Genomic DNA, 17,364 nt, shown 5'->3' on the forward strand with positions numbered 1-17,364 from the left:
GGCGAAATCAGGGGCGACGGGTCGGCAGGCGCATTTCCAGGCTAAGCTCGCCCTGGTAACGGCCATCGCGTTTGTCCGCAGCGGGAAACGGCGGGGTCAGGAAGGTCAGCGGCGTGGGCACGCAGTGCACGGCCTGCTCCATGCCCGGCAGCAGCACCGGCCGCAGCTCGGCGCTGTCGATCCCGTCCAGCACGGTGTGCACGTCATGCGCCAGGTCGATGCGCCGGCCCGCGTGCAGCAGGTGCAGGCGGTAATCGATCCGGTCATGCGCGGCGCGCCCGCCACGCTGATGCCAGACCGAGAAGTGACCGTGCGGTCGGCCGGGCGCTTCGGGGCCGTCGTCACGCGCGACCAGTACCAGCTGGCTGCTGAGCGAACCCAGGCCGTCGTACAGGCACATGTCCAGCACCCCTTCCCCGCCGACGCTGGCCGGCAGCGGCCGCGTGCGCATCTGCAGCTGCAGGTCCATCGGCGCGACCGAGGCGCCATGTTCGGGAAAATGGATCGCGGCGCGCTCGGGATCGGTGACGGTCACCGCCAGCACGAACACATGCCGGCCCAGCATCGCACCGGCCAAGCCGCTGCGCACGTCCAGGTGCAGCTCGGCCTGCCAGTGCCCGGCCACCAGCAGCGCGATGTCGCGGGCCGCGATCTCCAGCGTCGCCGCCGTGCCGGCGGGTGCGATGTGACACTCGCGGGTGGCCGAGGTCCACAACGGGTACTCCGACTTGTCCCAGTAGTCGTTGCTGCAGGCGCGCTCCCATTCGACCCGCTCCAGCCAGCCGATGACCGCGATGTCGCGGCGCTGGCCACTGCGCTGTTCGTGGAACTCCAGCTGGATCGGGCTGCGCCCGGTCGGGCCTTCGCCGCTGTCGGTGCGGGGGCAGCGTCCGCGCGCCGGCGTGTCCGTGCAGGTCACATGGATACGTCCGTGCCCGTGGTCCACTTCCTGGAAACCGAGCACGGTACGCGGCGCCCACAGCTGCAATGACTGCGGCGCGGCCCGGTCGAAGGCGTGGTGATGCGTGGTGACGGTGGTGCCCGGCGTGGGCAAGGTCACCGGCGGCCGCTGCGCAGCGGCCGGCCCTGCCGGCAGCAGCGATGCCAGGCCGACCACGGCCAGCCAATACGCCGTGCGGCTCACGGGCGACCCAGTGCGATCGGCGCGGCCGCATCGAGCAGCTGCTGGACCCGCGGCTGCTGGCTGATGCGCTCGGGCAACGCGTCGCGTTCCAGTGGCGCGCAGGCCAGCGGCCCGACCAGCAGCACCACGCTGCGCTGCTCGCGCACCCGCAGCGGGCACTGCAGCAGCTGCTGCTGCCGCAGCAGGTACAGCACGGCTTCGCGTTGCGGGAACTCGGCAATGAAGCCGCCGTCGTCCCCCAGCGGCGCCGCAGCCGCATTGAGGATGCGCGCGCCGGCCAGCGCACTGCCAGCGGCATCGCGTCCGCTGCCGATGTAGGTGTAGGTGGCTTCGACCCCGACCGGCAGCGCGATCACCCGGCCCGGTAGCAGGAACGGCTGGTGTGCGGTGCCCGGACGGGTCACGCGCACGCCGGCGTCCTGCACCGCGTGGGCGACATCGTGCACGTCCACCCGATGGCGCTGGTAGCCGCTCAACGGCAGCAGGCGGCGTTGCCCGAAGCGCAGGATCTGGCGTCCCTGCGCACCGGCCTGCACTTCGGCGGCGGCACCGTCCAGGGTCGGCAGGTCGGCCGCGGCGACGCTCACCGCCACTCCGGCATCGGCGCCGTTGGCACTGCCCCAGAACACGCCGCGCCGCGACAGGGCCAGCGCCGAACCATGGCTGAGGCTGTAGGCGGTGGCCGTGGCGTGCGCCTGCCGGTAGTGCGACAGCACCGCGCCGGTATGCCCGAGCGGGGTGTACGTGCGCAGTGCGAGCAGCGCGTCGACAGCACCGCTGTCGTCGACCTCCAGTTCGGCGCCCGCTTCGCGTGCGCTGCCGTCCTGCTCCTGGCGCAACGACTGGGCCAGCACCACGCCGCGTTCCGGTTCGCCCTGGCGGGGTTGCCGCGCTTCGATGCCGAACCGGCGCAGCACACTGCTGCCGGCGGCGTGCTGCAGCCGCGACACGCTCACGCCGAACTGCGCACCCTGGTCGTGGCGCGCGCCGGCCTGGTGCCAGGCGCCGAGCCGGGCGCTGACGCTCATGCCGCGCCACTGCCGGGTCAGGCTGTAGTTCACCTGCACGCTGCGGGTGCGCTCGGCGATGCGCGCGCCGAAGGCGGAGCGCACGGGCGCTGCGCTCCGCCGCCGGGTGTGGCCGAGATACAGGCTGCCGCCGGCCAGCGGCAGGCTCACTGAGGCGCTCAGGGCATCGGCACAGCCGAGCCGGTCATGGCAGCGCGCACCGCGCATGCGCTGGCGGTACAGGTTCCAGGACGCGCGGTTGCGCATGCTCAGCTGCTGCTGGCTGCCGCGGCTGCCATCGCTGCCGGCGATGGCGCCGATCTCGGCCTGCAGGTCATGCGTGCGCAGGCGGTGCCGGGTACCGGTGCGCAGCTCGGCGTAGCTGCCGTCGCCGATCCGGGCGATGCCCAGGCTGGCCCCGGATTGGCGCGCCAGCGGCAGGCGCAGCCCGGCCTGCAGCGCGCGCTGCCCGCTTGCGGGTTCGCGCCCGTGCGCACGCTGGCGGCCACCCTGGACGAACCACTGCAGGCCGGGTTCGCCCCAGTCCTGGCCGCGCGAGAACGGCTGGATCTCACTGCGCACCAGCCGGCCGTCCTCATGGATGCGCAGGGTGACCTCGTAGCCGCCGGGCGGGAACTGGCGGGTGTCCAGGTCGGTGACGCCGGCAGGCAGGTAAAAGGTCTGCAGGAGGCGCTCGCCATCGAAGGCGTCCACGCGTGCCGGTCGGGACAGCAGCACGGTGAGCGGTGCGGCGCCGGGATCGGCGTCGACATCGACATAGGCCTGGGTGGTGCCCACGCGCACGCCGTCGAAACGTTCCAGCGGCAGCAGGCCCAGGCCGAACTGGCCGCCCTGGGTGCTGGCCAGGTTGCGGCGGTCCATGCGCCCCAGCTGCAGGTAATGGCGCCGGGCCAGGTCATGCCGGTAATACAGGTCGTCAAGCTGGAAGCGGTCGCGCGTGGGTTGACCGGGCCCGCCTTGCCGCGCGTAGTTCCAGCTGCCCCCGAGGTGCCCGCTGCGCAGCACGCCGAGCGCGGCACTGCCATGCGCGTTGAGCGCATGGTCGCGGCCGCCGCCGCTGAGAGTCAGGCTCTGCTGGTGCAGCAGCGCGTTTTCGGCGTGCTCGCTGAGGTGGTGCAGGCCGTCGTCGGCCGGCTGCTCGCGTGGCAACCAGCGCAGCGCGGGAAACAGCAGCAGGGCGCCGTCGCCTTCGTCGAAGATGGCATGCACGCGATGGGGGTCCTCGGACGGGGCGCGCCAGCCGCATCCGGGCTGCGGCTGGGCGTGGACGCAGGCGAGATGGCTGTCGCGCGGCAGCGGCGCCGACAGCGCGGGCAGCAGGGTCTGCTGGGCGGAGCGGGACAGGCCCAGCGCGGCCAGGACCTGCGCGGGGTCTTCGAGCTGGATGTGGTCGAGCGTGACCCAGGCGGGCCACAGGCCGGCCGAACGACCGAACGCGCGAACCTCGAGACGTTCGCGCTGGCCACTGACCAGGTCTTCGAAACCGGCCGGCACTGGGCTCGCCTGCACCGCCACCGGGGCAAGCACGAGCGCCACCGCCAGCCGGACCAGGGCGGAAGCAGGAATTCGCATGGCGGAAGCGCCGGCACCGAGCGCTCGGGCGCGGTGCCGGCATGCAGGTCAGAGGCTGCTGGCCCTCTGCACCAGTACCAGGCTGACCGGGCCGTCATACAGGCCGGCCGCCGCGATCGGACCCGGCGTAGCCTGGGCGACGGTCAGCGGCATTTCGATGGAGGCCCCGGGAATGGCGCCGAGGAACAGCTGGTCGGCAGTGAAGGCGATGGGCGCAACGCCCAGCTCGCGACCATTGAGGCTGACCGCCAGCGGGATGTCGGTGGCACCGGCGGCGGTGACCTTGGGCATCAGCACGGCCGGTTCGGCCAGCCGCACGTCCACATCCAGGCTGGTGTCGTTGGAGAACACGCGCACCCGTTCGCTCCAGCTGCCCAGCCCCTGCCCCGCGCGGTAGGGCATCTGCACGGCGTCGGGCAGCACGCTGCCATCGGCCTTGAGCAGCGACAGGGTCGGGTCGACGTTGGCCCAGACGGTGATGTGCGCTTCGGCGGCGTGGGCGGACAGTGCGGCGGTAAACAGCGCCAGGCCCAGCGCGGCCTGTTTCAGAGTGCGGTACATGACGTTCTCTCCCTTGATGGATGTGCACCTCGCATGAGGTTGTCGACCAAGGTAGGCAGTGCGCTGCGGTGTCCACACGCAAGCATTCTTAAAGCCGGCGCAGCGCCGCTCGATCTGCGACAGCGCGCGCGATACCGCTGTATTTCAAGCGTTCCGAGCAGTTTCCAGTCAATCGCGTCGCTGCCTGTCGCTTGCTGCAAGGACAAAAAAAAACACCTCCTTTCGGAGGTGTTTTTTGACGCAACCAGCGCTGGATCAGCCCTGGTAGTCGCGCACGTCGCTGCCGGTGTAGACCTGGCGCGGACGGCCGATCTTCATTTCCGGGTCGACCTGCTGTTCCAGCCAATGCGCGACCCAGCCGGAGGTACGGCCCAGTGCGAACATGACGGTGAACATTTCGGTCGGGATCTGCAGCGCCTTGTAGATGATGCCGCTGTAGAAGTCGACGTTCGGGTACAGCTTGCGGGCGACGAAGTAGTCGTCCTGCAGCGCGGCCTGTTCCAGCTTCACCGCAACGTCGAGCAGCGGATCCTGCACGCCCAGCTGCTTGAGCACCTTGCTGGTCATCTCACCGATGACCTTGGCGCGCGGGTCGAAGTTCTTGTACACGCGGTGGCCGAAGCCCATCAGGCGGAAGCCGGAGGTCTTGTCCTTGGCCTTGAGCACGGCCGATTCGACGTTGTCGGCCGAACCGATTTCCTCGAGCATCTTCAGCACGGCTTCGTTGGCACCGCCGTGGGCCGGACCCCACAGCGCGGTGACGCCGGCGGCGACCGAGGCATACGGGTTGGCACCGGTCGAACCGACCAGGCGCACGGTCGAGGTCGAGGCGTTCTGCTCGTGGTCGGCGTGCAGGATGAACAGCAGGTCCAGCGCCTTGACCACGTCCGGGTTCAGGTCGTACTGGCCGTCGGCGGACTCGAAGGTCTGCTTCAGGAAGCGGCTGACGTAATCCAGCGAGGTGTCCGGCTTGTTGGCCGGCAGGCCCTTGCCGTGGCGGTAGATCAGCGCCGACAGGGTCGGCACCTTGGCGATCAGGCGCACGGCGGACTGGCGACGCTGTTCGGCGTCGGACAGGTCCAGCGAGGCGTGGTACTTCGCCGACAGCTGCGCGATGGCCGCGGCCAGGATCGCCATCGGATGGGCGTCCTTGTCGAAGCTGGCGATCAGCGCGTTGATCGAGGCGTCGACGTTGGCTTCAGCCGCCAGCTCGTCGGTGAAGGCCTTCAGCTGCTCGGCGCTCGGACGCTCGCCGTTGATCAGCAGGTAAGCCACTTCGACGTAGCTGGACTTTTCCGACAGCTGTTCGATCGGGTAGCCGCGATACAGCAGCACACCCTTGTCACCGTCGATATAGGTGATGGCGGACTTGCAGCTGGCGGTGGCGGTGAAGCCGGAGTCGTAGGTGAAGAGACCGGTTTCCTTGGTCAGCTTCGAAATATCGACGCAATCGTTGCCGAGCGTGGGTTTGATGACAGGCAGAACAACCGACTTTTCGCCGGCGTTGAGCGTGACCTGATCAAGATCGGACACTGTGTGCGCTCCTCAGGGGAAGGCGCCCGCCCAAGCGCGTGGGGCGGGCACGTGAATGAAGTCCACAACCTGTGCTGTGGATCACGTCATTATCGCACAGCAACATTTGACACGCCCTAGGACGGAAGTCGTAGAAGAACAGCCGCCGCGCCCTGTGCGCGCAAGCGCTGGCGGGCCAAAACCGGGCCGGAATGGACACTGCGTTCCCGCGACCGGCGCAATTTATGAACCACCGTTCATCCGGCAGCAGGGTTCAGGCAGGCAAAAAAAAACAACGGCCGCCTGGGCGACCGTTGTTTTCGTGCAGCAGGTTCGACCGCTTACTCAGCAGCAGCCGCCGGCTTGCCGAAACGACGCTTGAACTTGTCGATACGGCCGCTGGTGTCGATCACCTTGTGCTGGCCCGTGTAGAACGGGTGCGAGGCCGAGGAGATTTCGATCTTGACCAGCGGGTAATCCTTGCCGTCGGTCCAGGTCGTGGTTTCCTTGGTCGCAATGGTCGAACGCGACAGGATCTTGAAGTCAGAGGTGACGTCCTGGAAGACGACGTCACGGTAGTTCGGATGGATATCGGCCTTCATGGACACACCGTAATTTGAATAAGAAAAACGTAAGCGCGACATTATAGTCCCGGCGACCCACAAGGGCAAGCCGGGACCCGCGCTACATGAACAGGCCCGCCGTGGCGGCCTTACTGGACCCCGAGCGCGCTACGGACCTGGGCTTCAAAGCGCCCCTGGTCGTAGGCCATCAGCAGCTGGGTGTTGTCCGGCTGCCCGGTCTGGCGGTTCCAGTCGACAATGGTAGCACCGCGGGCATGGCCCGGGGCCAGTTCGACATTCAGCGGACGGGACTCGACCCGCAGCGCGCCTTCGGGCTGCAGCGCCCAGGCCATGGCCAGCGCGTCGGCGGCGAACCAGCGGTCGCCACGGCTGTCTTCGGACCAGAGCCGGGTCTGGCGCGAGATCAGCTCGTAGAAGCGGGCCTTGTCGCTGTCGGCGGCCAGCCAGCCTTCGACATCCTTGTGCAGCAGGCCGTGGGCCACGGTGGCTTCCCAGTCGGCCACTTCGATGTGCGGGAAGCCGGTGAACACCACGTGCGCCGCTTCCGGGTCGAAGGCGATGTTGAATTCGGCGGCCGGGGTGATGTTGCCGTGGCAGGTCACTGCCCCGCCCATCACCAGGAAGCGCTTCACGCGCTGCGGCAGGGTCGGGTCCAGCTTCAGCGCCAGGGCCAGGTTGGTCAGCGGGCCCAGTGCGACCAGGAACAGCTCGCCGGCGTACTGGTGGGACAGGCGCAGGATCGCCAGCGCGGCATGTTCGGCTTCGGCCTGGCGCTGGGCGGCAGGCAGGTTGACGTCGCCGAAACCGTCGGCGCCATGCACGTGGGCGGCGTCGACGGACGGGTGCACCAGCGGTTCGGGGGTACCGGCGAACACCGGCACGTCTTCGCGGCCGGCGACTTCGCACAGCTTCAACGCATTGCGGACCGTGTGGTCCAGGCCGACATTGCCGGCGGCAATGGTGAGGCCGACCACGTCGTGGCGTTCGTCGGCAAAGGCCATCAACAGGGCCAGGGCGTCATCGACACCCGGATCGGTGTCGATCAACAGCGGAATCTTCTTGGACATGCGTGCCGTCTTGAATTAGCGGCAAGGGAATGTCGCACCCCTGCATGACAAATACAAGGCGGGTCAGGCGCCGGCGTATTTCACCGCGCTGCCGATCCAGCGATCCACGACCCGGTCCGCCACCGCGGGCTTCTCGCCCAGCAACCGCTCGGCCAGCGCGTGCACTTCCGGCAGCAGGTCGGCGTCGCGGGCCAGGTCGGCCATGCGGAAGCCGGCCAGGCCGGTCTGGCGGGTGCCGAGCAGTTCGCCAGGACCGCGCAGCTCCAGGTCCTTTTCGGCAATGACGAAGCCGTCGTTGGTCTGGCGCATGGTTTCCAGCCGTTCGCGCGCCATCGCCGACAGGCGTGCCTGGTACAGCAGCACGCAGCGCGATACCGCCGAGCCGCGACCGACCCGGCCGCGCAGCTGGTGCAGCTGGGCCAGGCCGAGCCGCTCCGCATTCTCGATCACCATCAGCGAGGCATTGGGCACGTCCACGCCCACTTCAATGACCGTGGTGGCCACCAGCAGGTCGATCTCACCGGCCTTGAACGCGACCATGGTGGCCAGCTTCTCGCTGGCTTTCAGCCTCCCGTGTACCAGCCCCACCCGTACGCCGGGCAACAGCGCCTGCAGCGATTCGTAGGTCGCCTGGGCCGGGGTGGCATCGAGCTCGTCGTTCTCTTCGATCAGGGTGCACACCCAGTACACCTGCCGGCCTTCGCGGCAGGCCAGCGCGATGCGCTCGATCAGTTCGGGGCGGCGGTCGTTGTTGAGCGCCACGGTCTGCACCGGGGTGCGACCGGGCGGCAGTTCGTCGATCGCCGACACGTCCAGGTCGGCGTATTCGGACATCGCCAGCGTGCGTGGAATCGGGGTGGCGGTCATCACCAGCTGGTGCGGCACGCTGCGCCCGCCCGCGCCCTTGTCGCGCAGCGCCAGGCGCTGGTGCACGCCGAAGCGGTGCTGCTCGTCGACGATGGCCAGCGCCAGGTCATGGAACACCACCGCGTCCTGCATCAGCGCGTGGGTGCCGACCACCACCTGGGCCTGGCCGTTGGCGACCTGCTCCAGCACCTTGCTGCGCGCCTTGCCTGTGACCTTGCCGGCCAGCCAGGCGACCTGCACGCCGAGCGGTTCGAGCCAGCCGCGCAGGTTGGTGAGGTGCTGTTCGGCGAGCAGTTCGGTCGGCGCGGCCAGCGCCACCTGCTTGCCCTGCTCCACCGCCAGCATCGCCGCCAGCGCGGCGACCACGGTCTTGCCGGAGCCGACATCGCCCTGCACCAGCCGCAGCATCGGGCGCGGCTTGGCGAGGTCGTCGCGGATTTCGCCGAACACGCGCTTCTGCGCGCCGGTGAGCGCAAACGGCAATTGTTTGAGCAGGGCCTTGCACAGCCGCCCGGGCCCGGCCAGCGGCGGCGCGTGATGCGCCTGCAGTGCGATGCGCTGGCGGCGCAGGCTGAGGTGGTGGGCCAGCAGTTCTTCCAGCGCCAGCCGACGCTGTGCGGGATGGGTGCCGGCCGCGAGTGCGGCCAGGTTGGCGTCCGGCGGTGGCCGGTGCACGGTGAGCAGTGCGCTGCGCAGCGAGGGCAGCGCCAGGCCGTCGAGCCAGCTGGGCGGCAGCAGTTCCAGCGTGGACTCTTCGGGCAACCGGTCCAGGGCCTGGCCGATCAGCCGGCGCAGGGTGGCCGGGCCCATGCCCTCCACGGTGGGATATACCGGGTCCAGGCTGTCGCCCAGCGCCGGGTCGTCGTTGCGGCCGAGGATCTGGTAACTGGGGTGGACGATCTCCAGCCCCAGCTGGCCCGGCTTGGGCGTACCGAAGCAGCGCAGCCGGGTGCCGACCGCGAACTGCGCGACCTGCTGCTGGCGGAAGTGGAAGAAGCGCAGCACCAGGGTGCCCTGCCCTTCGTCTTCCACCGCAACCTTGAGCGTGGGCCGGAAGCGCATGCCGCGGTCGACCGCGACCACGCGCGCTTCGACCTGCGCAGGCACGCCGTTGCGCAGGTCCTGGATGCGGGTCAGCGCGGTGCGGTCTTCATACCGCAGCGGCAGGTGCAGCCACAGGTCCTGCAGCGAGGCCAGGCCGCGTGCCGCCAGTTTGGCGGCCACGGCCGGGCCCACGCCGGCGAGCACCGCCAACGCGGTGTCGCCGGACGGCGCCAGCGCCGGGGTGACCGCCGACCTGCGTGCCACGTGGCGTGTCAGGCGATGACCATGACCGCGTCGACCTCGAAGTTCGCACCCTTGGGCAGGCCGGACACTTCGATGGTGGAGCGGGCCGGGAACGGCGCCTGGAAGTAGTCCTGCATGACCGCGTTGACCTTGGCGAATTCGGCCAGGTCGGTCAGGTACAGGCCCAGGCGGACCACCTGGTCGAGCGAGCCGCCGGCGGCTTCGGCAACGGCCTTGAGGTTGTCGAACGCGCGGCGGGCCTGCGCTTCGACGTCACCGGCACCGACGATGTCGCCGGTGGCGGGGTCGAGCGGGATCTGGCCGGAGAAGTACACGGTGTTGCCGGCGCGCACGGCCTGCGAGTACGGGCCGATCGCGGCGGGGGCCTTTTCGGTGTTGATGATCTGACGGGACATGGGGAATCCAGGGTCGAAAAACAGAGTCCCCATTGTACCGGCGTTATTGTCGCCGCACCGACTGCACCACCGAGAGCCGGCGCAGCCTGCGCATGACCTCGGCCAGGTGGTTGCGGTCGCGGACCTGGATGTTGAAGGCCAGCACCGCGGCGTTGAAGTCGCGGTCCAGGTAATCCACCCGTTCGATGTTGGAATGGCTCTGTGCGATCGCCGCGGCGAGCTGCGCCAGCACGCCGGTGCCGTTCTCCACTTCCACCACCAGCGCGGTGTCGTAGTCGCCGGAGACGGTGGTGTCCCAGCCGATCGGCACCCAGCGTTCGGGCGACTTGCGCAGTTCGGCCAGGTTCGGGCAGTCCAGGCGGTGCACCACGATGCCCTTGCCGGCGGTGTGGTAGCCCATGATGTCGTCGCCGGGGATCGGCTGGCAGCAGTTGGCGAAGCTGACCACGCCGCGCTCGCTGCCGTTGATCAGGATCTTTTCCTGCGAGTGCTTCGAATGCGCGCCACCGCGCAGTTCGGCATAGGCCATCAGCGCCTGCGCAGCCTGGTTGGGCATCCAGTTGCCCAGTGCCACTTCGGCCAGCAGCGCTTCCAGGCGCGGGTAGCGGTGTTCGGCCAGGAACGCGTCCAGGCGTCCCTTGGGCAACCGCTCCAGCGAGCTGTCCATCGCTTCCAGCGCACGGTCCAGCATGCGATGGCCCAGCTGCACGGCGTCTTCGTGCTCGAGCTGCTTGAGCTGGTGGCGTATCGCGGTACGCGCCTTGGAGCTGACCACGAATTCCAGCCACTGCGGCTTCGGCGTGGCCGAGCGCGCGGTGATCACTTCCACGGTCTGCCCGCTGACCAGCTTGGTGCGCAGCGGCACCAGTTTCTTGTCGACGCGCGAGGCCACCGCCATGTTGCCGACGTCGGTGTGCACCGCATAGGCGAAGTCCAGCGCGGTGGAATTCCGCGGCAGGGCCAGGATCTTGCCCTTCGGCGTGAACAGGTAAACCTCGTCGGGGAACAGGTCGACCTTGACGTTGTCGAGGAACTCCAGCGACGAACCGGCCGCGCGCTGCGAGTCGATCAGTTCCACGATCCAGGCGTGGGCACGGCTTTGCGCGCTGTTGGGGCTGTCGCCGCCGAACTTGTAGGTCCAGTGCGCGGCCACGCCGCGTTCGGCAATCAGGTCCATTTCCTCGGTGCGGATCTGCACTTCGATCGGCGAGCCGTACGGCCCGAACAGCACCGTGTGCAGGGACTGGTAGCCGTTGGCCTTGGGAATGGCGATGAAGTCGCGGAAGCGCCCGTCCAGCGGCTTGAACGTGGCATGCACCGCGCCGAGCGCGTGGTACGCATTTGGGACGCTGCGCACGACCAGGCGGAAGCCGAACACGTCCATGACCTGGTCGAAGGATTTGTTCTCGTCGCGCATCTTGTTGTAGATGCTCCACGGGGTCTTGATCCGGCTGACCAGGCGGTGCTCCAGCCCCTCCTTGGCCAGCCGCTGCGAGAGCTGGACTTCCACCTGCGCCATCGCTTCGCGACGCACCACCGGCTGGCTGCGGATGTGTTTTTCCAGGATCGCATGGCGCCACGGATACAGCGCCTTGAAGCCAAGGTTCTGCAGCTCGCTCTTGACCAGGCTCATGCCCAGCCGCTGAGCGATCGGGGCGTAGATCTCCAGCGTTTCGCGGGCGATGCGGCCGCGCGCCTCGGTGCTCTGCGCGCCGAGCGTGCGCATGTTGTGCAGGCGGTCGGCGAGCTTGATCATGATCACGCGCAGGTCGCGCGACATCGCCAGCAGCATCTTGCGGAAGCTCTCGGCGGCCGCTTCCTGGCGGTCGCGGAACTTCAGCTTGTCCAGCTTGGTGACCCCGTCGACCAGCTCGGCCACCGCTTCGCCGAATTCGGCGGCCAGCTCTTCGCGGGTCAGCGGGGTGTCTTCGATGGTGTCGTGCAGGATCGCGGCGATCAGCGCTTCCACGTCCAGGCCGAGCTCGGCCAGCACCTGGGCCACGGCCACCGGATGGGTGATGTAGGGCTCGCCGGACTTGCGGGTCTGCCCGGCATGCGCCGACGCGCCGACTTCCCAGGCACGGCGCAGCAGCGGCAGCTGCTCGGGCGGCAGGTAGTGCGCTGCGCGTTCAAGCTGGAGGACATAGTCGGGTACGGCCGCGCCGGGGGACGTGGCGACCTTGGCAGAGGGGCCTGGGTTCATGGCTGGAAGACTATTCCAGGCGCGGGATATCGGCAAACTATTGCGTCGTTGAAATGCAAACAGCCCGCACAAGGCGGGCTGTTCGAGGACAACAACGATCGCGCGGGCGATCAGTCGTCGTTCTTGGACATGTCTTCGTCGGCAACGACTTCGGCAGCGGCCCATTCCAGTGCTTCACGCTCGGCGCGCTCGCGTTCGGCCTTCTCGACTTCGTCGATCAGCGCGTTGTCGATCTTGCGGGCGGCAATTTCGCGCAGCGCCAGCACGGTCGGCTTGTCTTCGGTTTCGCTGTTGTCCAGGGTGGCCTGTACGCCATTGGCCAGCTGACGGGCGCGCTTGGACGCCATCATCACCAGCTCGAAACGGTTATCGACGACTTCCAGGCAATCTTCTACGGTGATGCGGGCCATGCGGGCTCCCGGCAGCCGGCAAGGGCTGCGCAATCGAATGAGGGAAAGGGGACGGATTGTAGCGGCCGGGGCTGGACAAAATCAAGCCGACCGGCTACCCGCCCCTTGTGAATCAGTCAGTTGGCGTTGCCGTCCTGGGTCAGCAGGGCCTGGATCAGGCCGGCGTGGCGGACTTTCTGCGACTCGCGGCGCAGGCGGCTGGCCGTGAAGATGGCGCACAGCTCGTCCACGGCGGTCTCGAACACCTCGTTGACGATGACGTAGTCGAAGTCATTGAAGTGCAGCATTTCCTCGCGGGCGGCGGCCAGGCGCTGGGCGATCACCGCCTCGCTGTCCTGCCCGCGCTTGCGCATGCGGTCCTGCAGGGCCTGCTTGGACGGCGGCAGGATGAACACCGTGACCGTACCCGGGACCGTCTGGCGGACCTGCTGGGCGCCCTGCCAGTCGATCTCCAGCAGTACGTCCTGGCCGGCGGCCAGCTGTGGTTCCACCGACTGCCGGGCGGTGCCCTTCCAGTCGCCATGGACCCAGGCGTGCTCGAAGAAGTCGCCGGCGGCGATCATCCGTTCGAACTCCTCGGCACTGACGAAGTGGTAGTGCTCACCATTCACCTCGCGCGGGCGGGTCGCGCGCGAGGTGAAGGAGATCGACAGGGCGATCTGCGGGTCGCGCGCCAGGGTGGCGTTGACGATGCTGCTCTTGCCGGCCCCGGAGGGCGCGGCCACGATGTACAGGGTGCCACGCGCCGGCGCGGCGCTGGAGGTGGGCTGGCTGCTCATTCGATGTTCTGCACCTGTTCGCGGATCTGGTCGATCAGCACCTTCAGCTCGACGGCGGCGTTGGAGGTGCGGCTGTCCACCGACTTGGAGCCCAGCGTGTTGGCTTCGCGGTTGAACTCCTGCAGCAGGAAGTCCAGGCGGCGGCCGACCGGCTCACGCTGCTTCAGCACGCGGCGGATCTCCACGATGTGGCTGCGCAGGCGGTCCAGCTCTTCGTCCACGTCCAGCTTCTGCAGCCACAGCACCAGCTCCTGCTCGGCGCGGCCGGGGTCGACCGGGTGCGGCAGGTCGGCCAGGCGCGCGGCCAGCTTGGTGCGCTGGCCCTCACGGATCAGCGGGATCAGGGTGGTGACTTCGGCGGCGATGCGCTCGATCGCGTCAACCCGTTCGCTGATCGCGGTGGCCAGCTTGTCGCCTTCGCGTTCGCGCGCGGCCACGAAGCCGTCCAGCACCTGCTCCAGCAGGGCCAGCGCCTCGGCCTGCAGGGCGGCGGCGTCGGTGGCCTCGCCCTGGGTCACGCCCGGCAGCTGCAGCAGGTCGGTGAAGCTGACCTGCAGGTTCGGGAAGTCGGAGGTCAGTCGGTGCGCCAGCGCGCCCAGCTGCCCGAGCAGGGCCTCGTTGACCTGCAGGCTGCCGCCGCTTTCCGGGGCGCGCAGGCGCATCACCAGGTCCAGCTTGCCCCGGCTCAGCCGCGCGGCAATGCGCTCGCGCAGCTGCGGCTCGAGCGCGCGCAGCTCCTCGGGCAGGCGCGTGCCGACCTCGAGGAAGCGGTGGTTGACCGAGCGCAGCTCGCACCCCAGCGTGCCCCAGGGGGTCGCCCGCTCGCCGCCGGCGTAGGCGGTCATGCTTCGAATCATTCGGGGTTTCCGATGCTCTCAAAGGGGGAATGGTACCCTAGCGGCCTTCTTCGAGCCTCCTCGCCTGCCGGTCCCCGGCCGGGCGCGGAACTGCATCCCCCGTCTTACCGGAAGCCATCCATGTCCGATCCCCGTCCCAGCGGCCGCCAGGCCGACCAGCTGCGCGAAGTGCGCATCGAACGCGCCTTCACCCGCCACGCCGAAGGCTCGGTGCTGGTCAGCTTCGGTGAAACCCGCGTGCTGTGCACCGCCAGCGTGGAAAACCGCGTGCCCGGCTTCCTGCGCGGCAAGGGCGAAGGCTGGGTCACCGCCGAGTACGGCATGCTGCCCCGCTCCACCCACACCCGCAACGACCGCGAAGCGGCGCGTGGCAAGCAGGGCGGCCGCACCCTGGAGATCCAGCGCCTGATCGGCCGCACCCTGCGCGCCTGCATCGACCGTGGCGCGCTGGGCGAACGCACCATCACCCTGGACTGCGACGTGCTGCAGGCCGATGGCGGCACCCGCACCGCCGCCATCACCGGCGCCTACGTGGCGCTGGTGGATGCGGTGAACTTCCTGCTCAAGCGCGGCGACATCAAGCGCAACCCGATCTTCGGCGCGGTGGCCGCGGTGTCGGTCGGCATCTACCGTGGCACGCCGGTGCTGGACCTGGACTACGCCGAAGACAGCGACTGCGACACCGACATGAACGTGGTGATGAACGACGGCGGCGGCTTCATCGAGCTGCAGGGCACCGCTGAAGGCCACGCGTTCCGTCGCGACGAGCTGGACGCGCTGCTGGCGCTGGCCGAAAAGGGCATCAACGACCTGTTCGCGGCCCAGCAGGCCGCGCTGGCGCAGCCGTGACCCGGCGGCTGGCCCTGGTCACCCTCGTGGTGGCCGATTACGACGAGGCGATCGCCTGGTACACGGGCAAACTCGGCTTCCACCTGATCGAGGACATCGACCAGGGCAGCAAGCGCTGGGTGGTGGTCGGCCCGACCGACGGCAGCGCTGCGGCGCTGCTGCTGGCGCGCGCGTCCAACGACGAGCAGCGCGGCCGCGTCGGCAACCAGACCGGCGGCCGGGTCGGCTTCTTCCTCAACACCGACGACTTCCACCGCGACCATGCCGCGATGACCGCGCGTGGCGTGGAATTCCTTGAAGCCCCGCGCGAAGAGTCGTACGCCACGGTCGCCGTGTTCCGCGACCTGTACGGCAACACGTGGGACCTGCTGGAGCCCAGGCAATGAAACTGGTACTGGCCAGCGGCAACGCCGGCAAACTGAAGGAGCTGCAGGCCATGCTGTCCGGCCTGCCGCTGGAGATCGTGGCGCAGGCCGAGCTGGGCGTGGGCGACGTGCCGGAAACCGGCCTGACCTTCGTCGAAAACGCACTGATCAAGGCACGCCACGCCTGTGCCAGCACCGGCCTGCCAGCGCTGGCCGACGACTCGGGCCTGATCGTGGACGCGCTGGACGGCGCGCCCGGCCTGTACAGCGCGCGCTACGCGGGCAGCCCGACCGATGACGCGGCCAACAACGCCAAGCTGCTCGAGGCAATGCGCGATGTTCCCGCCGGCAGCCGCACCGCGCGCTTCTACGCGGTGATCGTGCTGCTGCGCCACGCCAACGACCCGCAGCCGCTGATCTGCGAGGGCAGCTGGGAAGGCGAGATCCTCGACGAGCTGCGCGGCAGCCACGGCTTCGGCTACAACCCGCTGTTCCTGGACACGGTGCTGGGCCAGACCGCTGCGGAAATGGCGCCGGACGTGAAGAACGCGATGAGCCACCGGGCCAAGGCGCTGCAGCTGTTGAAGTCGAAGCTGGCCGCCTGAATCTAATGTTTCCGGCCAACGGCCGGGGTTATCGATATGTCTGAAGAACACTGCCACCACCTGCCCGGCGAGCACTGCGACCACGACCATGGCGTGTCGCTGGTGCCGCCGCCGCTGTCGCTCTACGTGCACCTGCCCTGGTGCGTGCGCAAGTGCCCGTACTGCGATTTCAATTCGCACCAGGGCAAGGGCGCGCTGCCGTTCGATGCCTACATCGATGCGCTGGTCCGCGACCTCGACCAGGACCTGCCGCTGGTCTGGGGCCGGGTGGTGAACAGCGTGTTCTTCGGCGGCGGCACGCCCAGCCTGTTCCCGCCCGAGGCGATCGACCGCTTCCTGCAGGCGGCGTCGGCACGCCTGCGCTTCGCGCCGAACCTGGAAGTGACCCTGGAAACCAACCCGGGCACGGCCGAGCATGGCCGCTTCGACCGCTACCGCGCGGCCGGGGTGAACCGGATCAGCTTCGGCATCCAGACCTTCAACGACGCCGCGCTGCAGCGGCTGGGGCGGATCCACGACAGCGGCGAAGCCGAGCGCGCGGTGAAGCTGGCCCAGGACGCGGGCTACGACAACTTCAACATCGACCTGATGTACGCGCTGCCGGAGCAGACCCTGGCCCAGGCCGAGCACGACCTGGAACGCGCGTTCGCCCTGCAGCCCACCCACCTCTCGCACTACCAGCTGACCCTGGAGCCGAACACGGTGTTCTTCGCGCGGCCGCCGCAGGGCATTCCCGACGACGACGCGGCCTGGGACATGCAGGAGCACTGCCAGCGGCTGCTGGCCGAAGCCGGTTACGCTCAGTACGAGGTCAGCGCCTATGCGCGCCCCGGCCGGCAGAGCCAGCACAACCTGAACTACTGGCGCTTCGGCGACTACCTGGGGATCGGCGCCGGCGCCCACGGCAAGATCAGCAGCGGTGCCGGGCAGAACGTGCTGCGGCGCTGGAAGCACAAACACCCGCAGACCTTCATGGACACCGCCGGTACGGCCGCCTCGCTGGGTGGCGACGAGGTGATCGATGCCGGACGCCTGCCGTTCGAGTACATGCTCAACCTGCTGCGCCTGCACGAAGGCTTTTCGCTGCGGGATTTCGAGTCGCGCACCGGGTTGGAGCGGGCGCGGATCGCCGCGCCGGTGCAGGTGGCGGTGGACCGGGGCTGGTTGACGGTGGACGGCGACCGGGTGCAGCCGACCGAGCTGGGCCGGCGCTTCACCAACGATGTGGTGGAACTGTTCCTGTAGGAAGTTCCCTTCT

At 68.8% G+C, this 17,364-nt stretch carries 16 protein-coding genes; 4 read left to right on the plus strand and 12 right to left on the minus strand.

The genetic code is table 11. From position 1 onward, the window contains the following. Positions 1 to 7: 7 nt before the first annotated feature. The 12 genes from HGB51_RS20460 to HGB51_RS07120 all read right to left on the minus strand — a co-directional run bounded on the left by HGB51_RS20460 (position 8) and on the right by HGB51_RS07120 (position 14,287). On the minus strand, positions 8 to 1,144 hold the full coding sequence (locus HGB51_RS20460; RefSeq protein ID WP_070207389.1) for a CfaE/CblD family pilus tip adhesin: 1,137 nt from the start codon (positions 1,142 to 1,144) through the stop codon (positions 8 to 10). Further along, positions 1,141 to 3,744 carry a CS1-pili formation C-terminal domain-containing protein gene (locus HGB51_RS07070; RefSeq protein ID WP_070207388.1) on the minus strand — a complete coding sequence of 868 codons (2,604 nt, stop codon included), beginning with the start codon at positions 3,742 to 3,744 and terminating at the stop codon, positions 1,141 to 1,143. Before HGB51_RS07070 ends, HGB51_RS20460 begins: the two co-directional genes overlap by 4 nt. 48 nt (positions 3,745 to 3,792) lie before the next feature. After that, complete coding sequence (locus HGB51_RS07075) at positions 3,793 to 4,305, minus strand: CS1 type fimbrial major subunit (protein WP_070207387.1); 513 nt, start codon at positions 4,303 to 4,305, stop codon at positions 3,793 to 3,795. 255 nt (positions 4,306 to 4,560) lie between these two features. Further along, positions 4,561 to 5,838, minus strand: coding sequence for a citrate synthase (locus HGB51_RS07080; protein ID WP_070207386.1), 1,278 nt, complete (start codon positions 5,836 to 5,838; stop codon positions 4,561 to 4,563). Between the two features lie 320 nt (positions 5,839 to 6,158). Further along, complete coding sequence (locus HGB51_RS07085) at positions 6,159 to 6,419, minus strand: type B 50S ribosomal protein L31 (RefSeq protein WP_070207385.1); 261 nt, start codon at positions 6,417 to 6,419, stop codon at positions 6,159 to 6,161. Between the two features lie 110 nt (positions 6,420 to 6,529). Next, complete coding sequence (locus tag HGB51_RS07090) at positions 6,530 to 7,468, minus strand: nucleoside hydrolase (RefSeq protein WP_070207384.1); 939 nt, start codon at positions 7,466 to 7,468, stop codon at positions 6,530 to 6,532. A 63-nt stretch (positions 7,469 to 7,531) separates the two neighbouring features. Next, positions 7,532 to 9,643, minus strand: coding sequence for an ATP-dependent DNA helicase RecG (gene recG / locus HGB51_RS07095; protein ID WP_070207383.1), 2,112 nt, complete (start codon positions 9,641 to 9,643; stop codon positions 7,532 to 7,534). Positions 9,644 to 9,651: 8 nt separating this feature from the next. Next, positions 9,652 to 10,038 (minus strand): RidA family protein, encoded by a 387-nt coding sequence (locus tag HGB51_RS07100; RefSeq protein WP_070207382.1) that lies wholly within the window; start codon positions 10,036 to 10,038, stop codon positions 9,652 to 9,654. Positions 10,039 to 10,081: 43 nt separating this feature from the next. Then, a complete protein-coding gene (locus tag HGB51_RS07105; RefSeq protein ID WP_070207381.1) occupies positions 10,082 to 12,241 on the minus strand; it encodes a RelA/SpoT family protein in 2,160 nt (719 codons plus the stop codon). Between the two features lie 110 nt (positions 12,242 to 12,351). After that, complete coding sequence (rpoZ, locus tag HGB51_RS07110) at positions 12,352 to 12,651, minus strand: DNA-directed RNA polymerase subunit omega (protein ID WP_068853884.1); 300 nt, start codon at positions 12,649 to 12,651, stop codon at positions 12,352 to 12,354. Positions 12,652 to 12,767: 116 nt separating this feature from the next. Next, positions 12,768 to 13,430, minus strand: coding sequence for a guanylate kinase (gene gmk, locus HGB51_RS07115; RefSeq protein WP_070207380.1), 663 nt, complete (start codon positions 13,428 to 13,430; stop codon positions 12,768 to 12,770). Beyond that, positions 13,427 to 14,287 carry a YicC/YloC family endoribonuclease gene (locus HGB51_RS07120; RefSeq protein ID WP_070207379.1) on the minus strand — a complete coding sequence of 287 codons (861 nt, stop codon included), beginning with the start codon at positions 14,285 to 14,287 and terminating at the stop codon, positions 13,427 to 13,429. The genes gmk and HGB51_RS07120 overlap by 4 nt, the downstream gene beginning before the upstream one ends. Before the next feature lie 120 nt (positions 14,288 to 14,407). On the opposite strand from HGB51_RS07120, the gene rph reads away from it, so the two are divergent. Genes rph through hemW form a run of 4 tightly spaced genes read left to right on the plus strand, consistent with a single transcriptional unit; the run spans position 14,408 to position 17,351 of the window. Next, positions 14,408 to 15,136, plus strand: coding sequence for a ribonuclease PH (gene rph / locus HGB51_RS07125; protein ID WP_070207378.1), 729 nt, complete (start codon positions 14,408 to 14,410; stop codon positions 15,134 to 15,136). Beyond that, on the plus strand, positions 15,133 to 15,522 hold the full coding sequence (locus HGB51_RS07130; RefSeq protein WP_070207377.1) for a VOC family protein: 390 nt from the start codon (positions 15,133 to 15,135) through the stop codon (positions 15,520 to 15,522). The genes rph and HGB51_RS07130 overlap by 4 nt, the downstream gene beginning before the upstream one ends. Continuing rightward, entirely contained in the window at positions 15,519 to 16,106 is a 588-nt protein-coding gene (gene rdgB / locus HGB51_RS07135; protein ID WP_070207376.1) for an RdgB/HAM1 family non-canonical purine NTP pyrophosphatase, read from the plus strand. The genes HGB51_RS07130 and rdgB overlap by 4 nt, the downstream gene beginning before the upstream one ends. Positions 16,107 to 16,142: 36 nt before the next feature. Beyond that, complete coding sequence (gene hemW, locus HGB51_RS07140; RefSeq protein WP_246233411.1) at positions 16,143 to 17,351, plus strand: radical SAM family heme chaperone HemW; 1,209 nt, start codon at positions 16,143 to 16,145, stop codon at positions 17,349 to 17,351. The last annotated feature ends 13 nt before the right edge of the window (positions 17,352 to 17,364 follow it).

This window comes from Stenotrophomonas bentonitica (assembly GCF_013185915.1).
GTDB classification, from domain to species: domain Bacteria; phylum Pseudomonadota; class Gammaproteobacteria; order Xanthomonadales; family Xanthomonadaceae; genus Stenotrophomonas; species Stenotrophomonas bentonitica.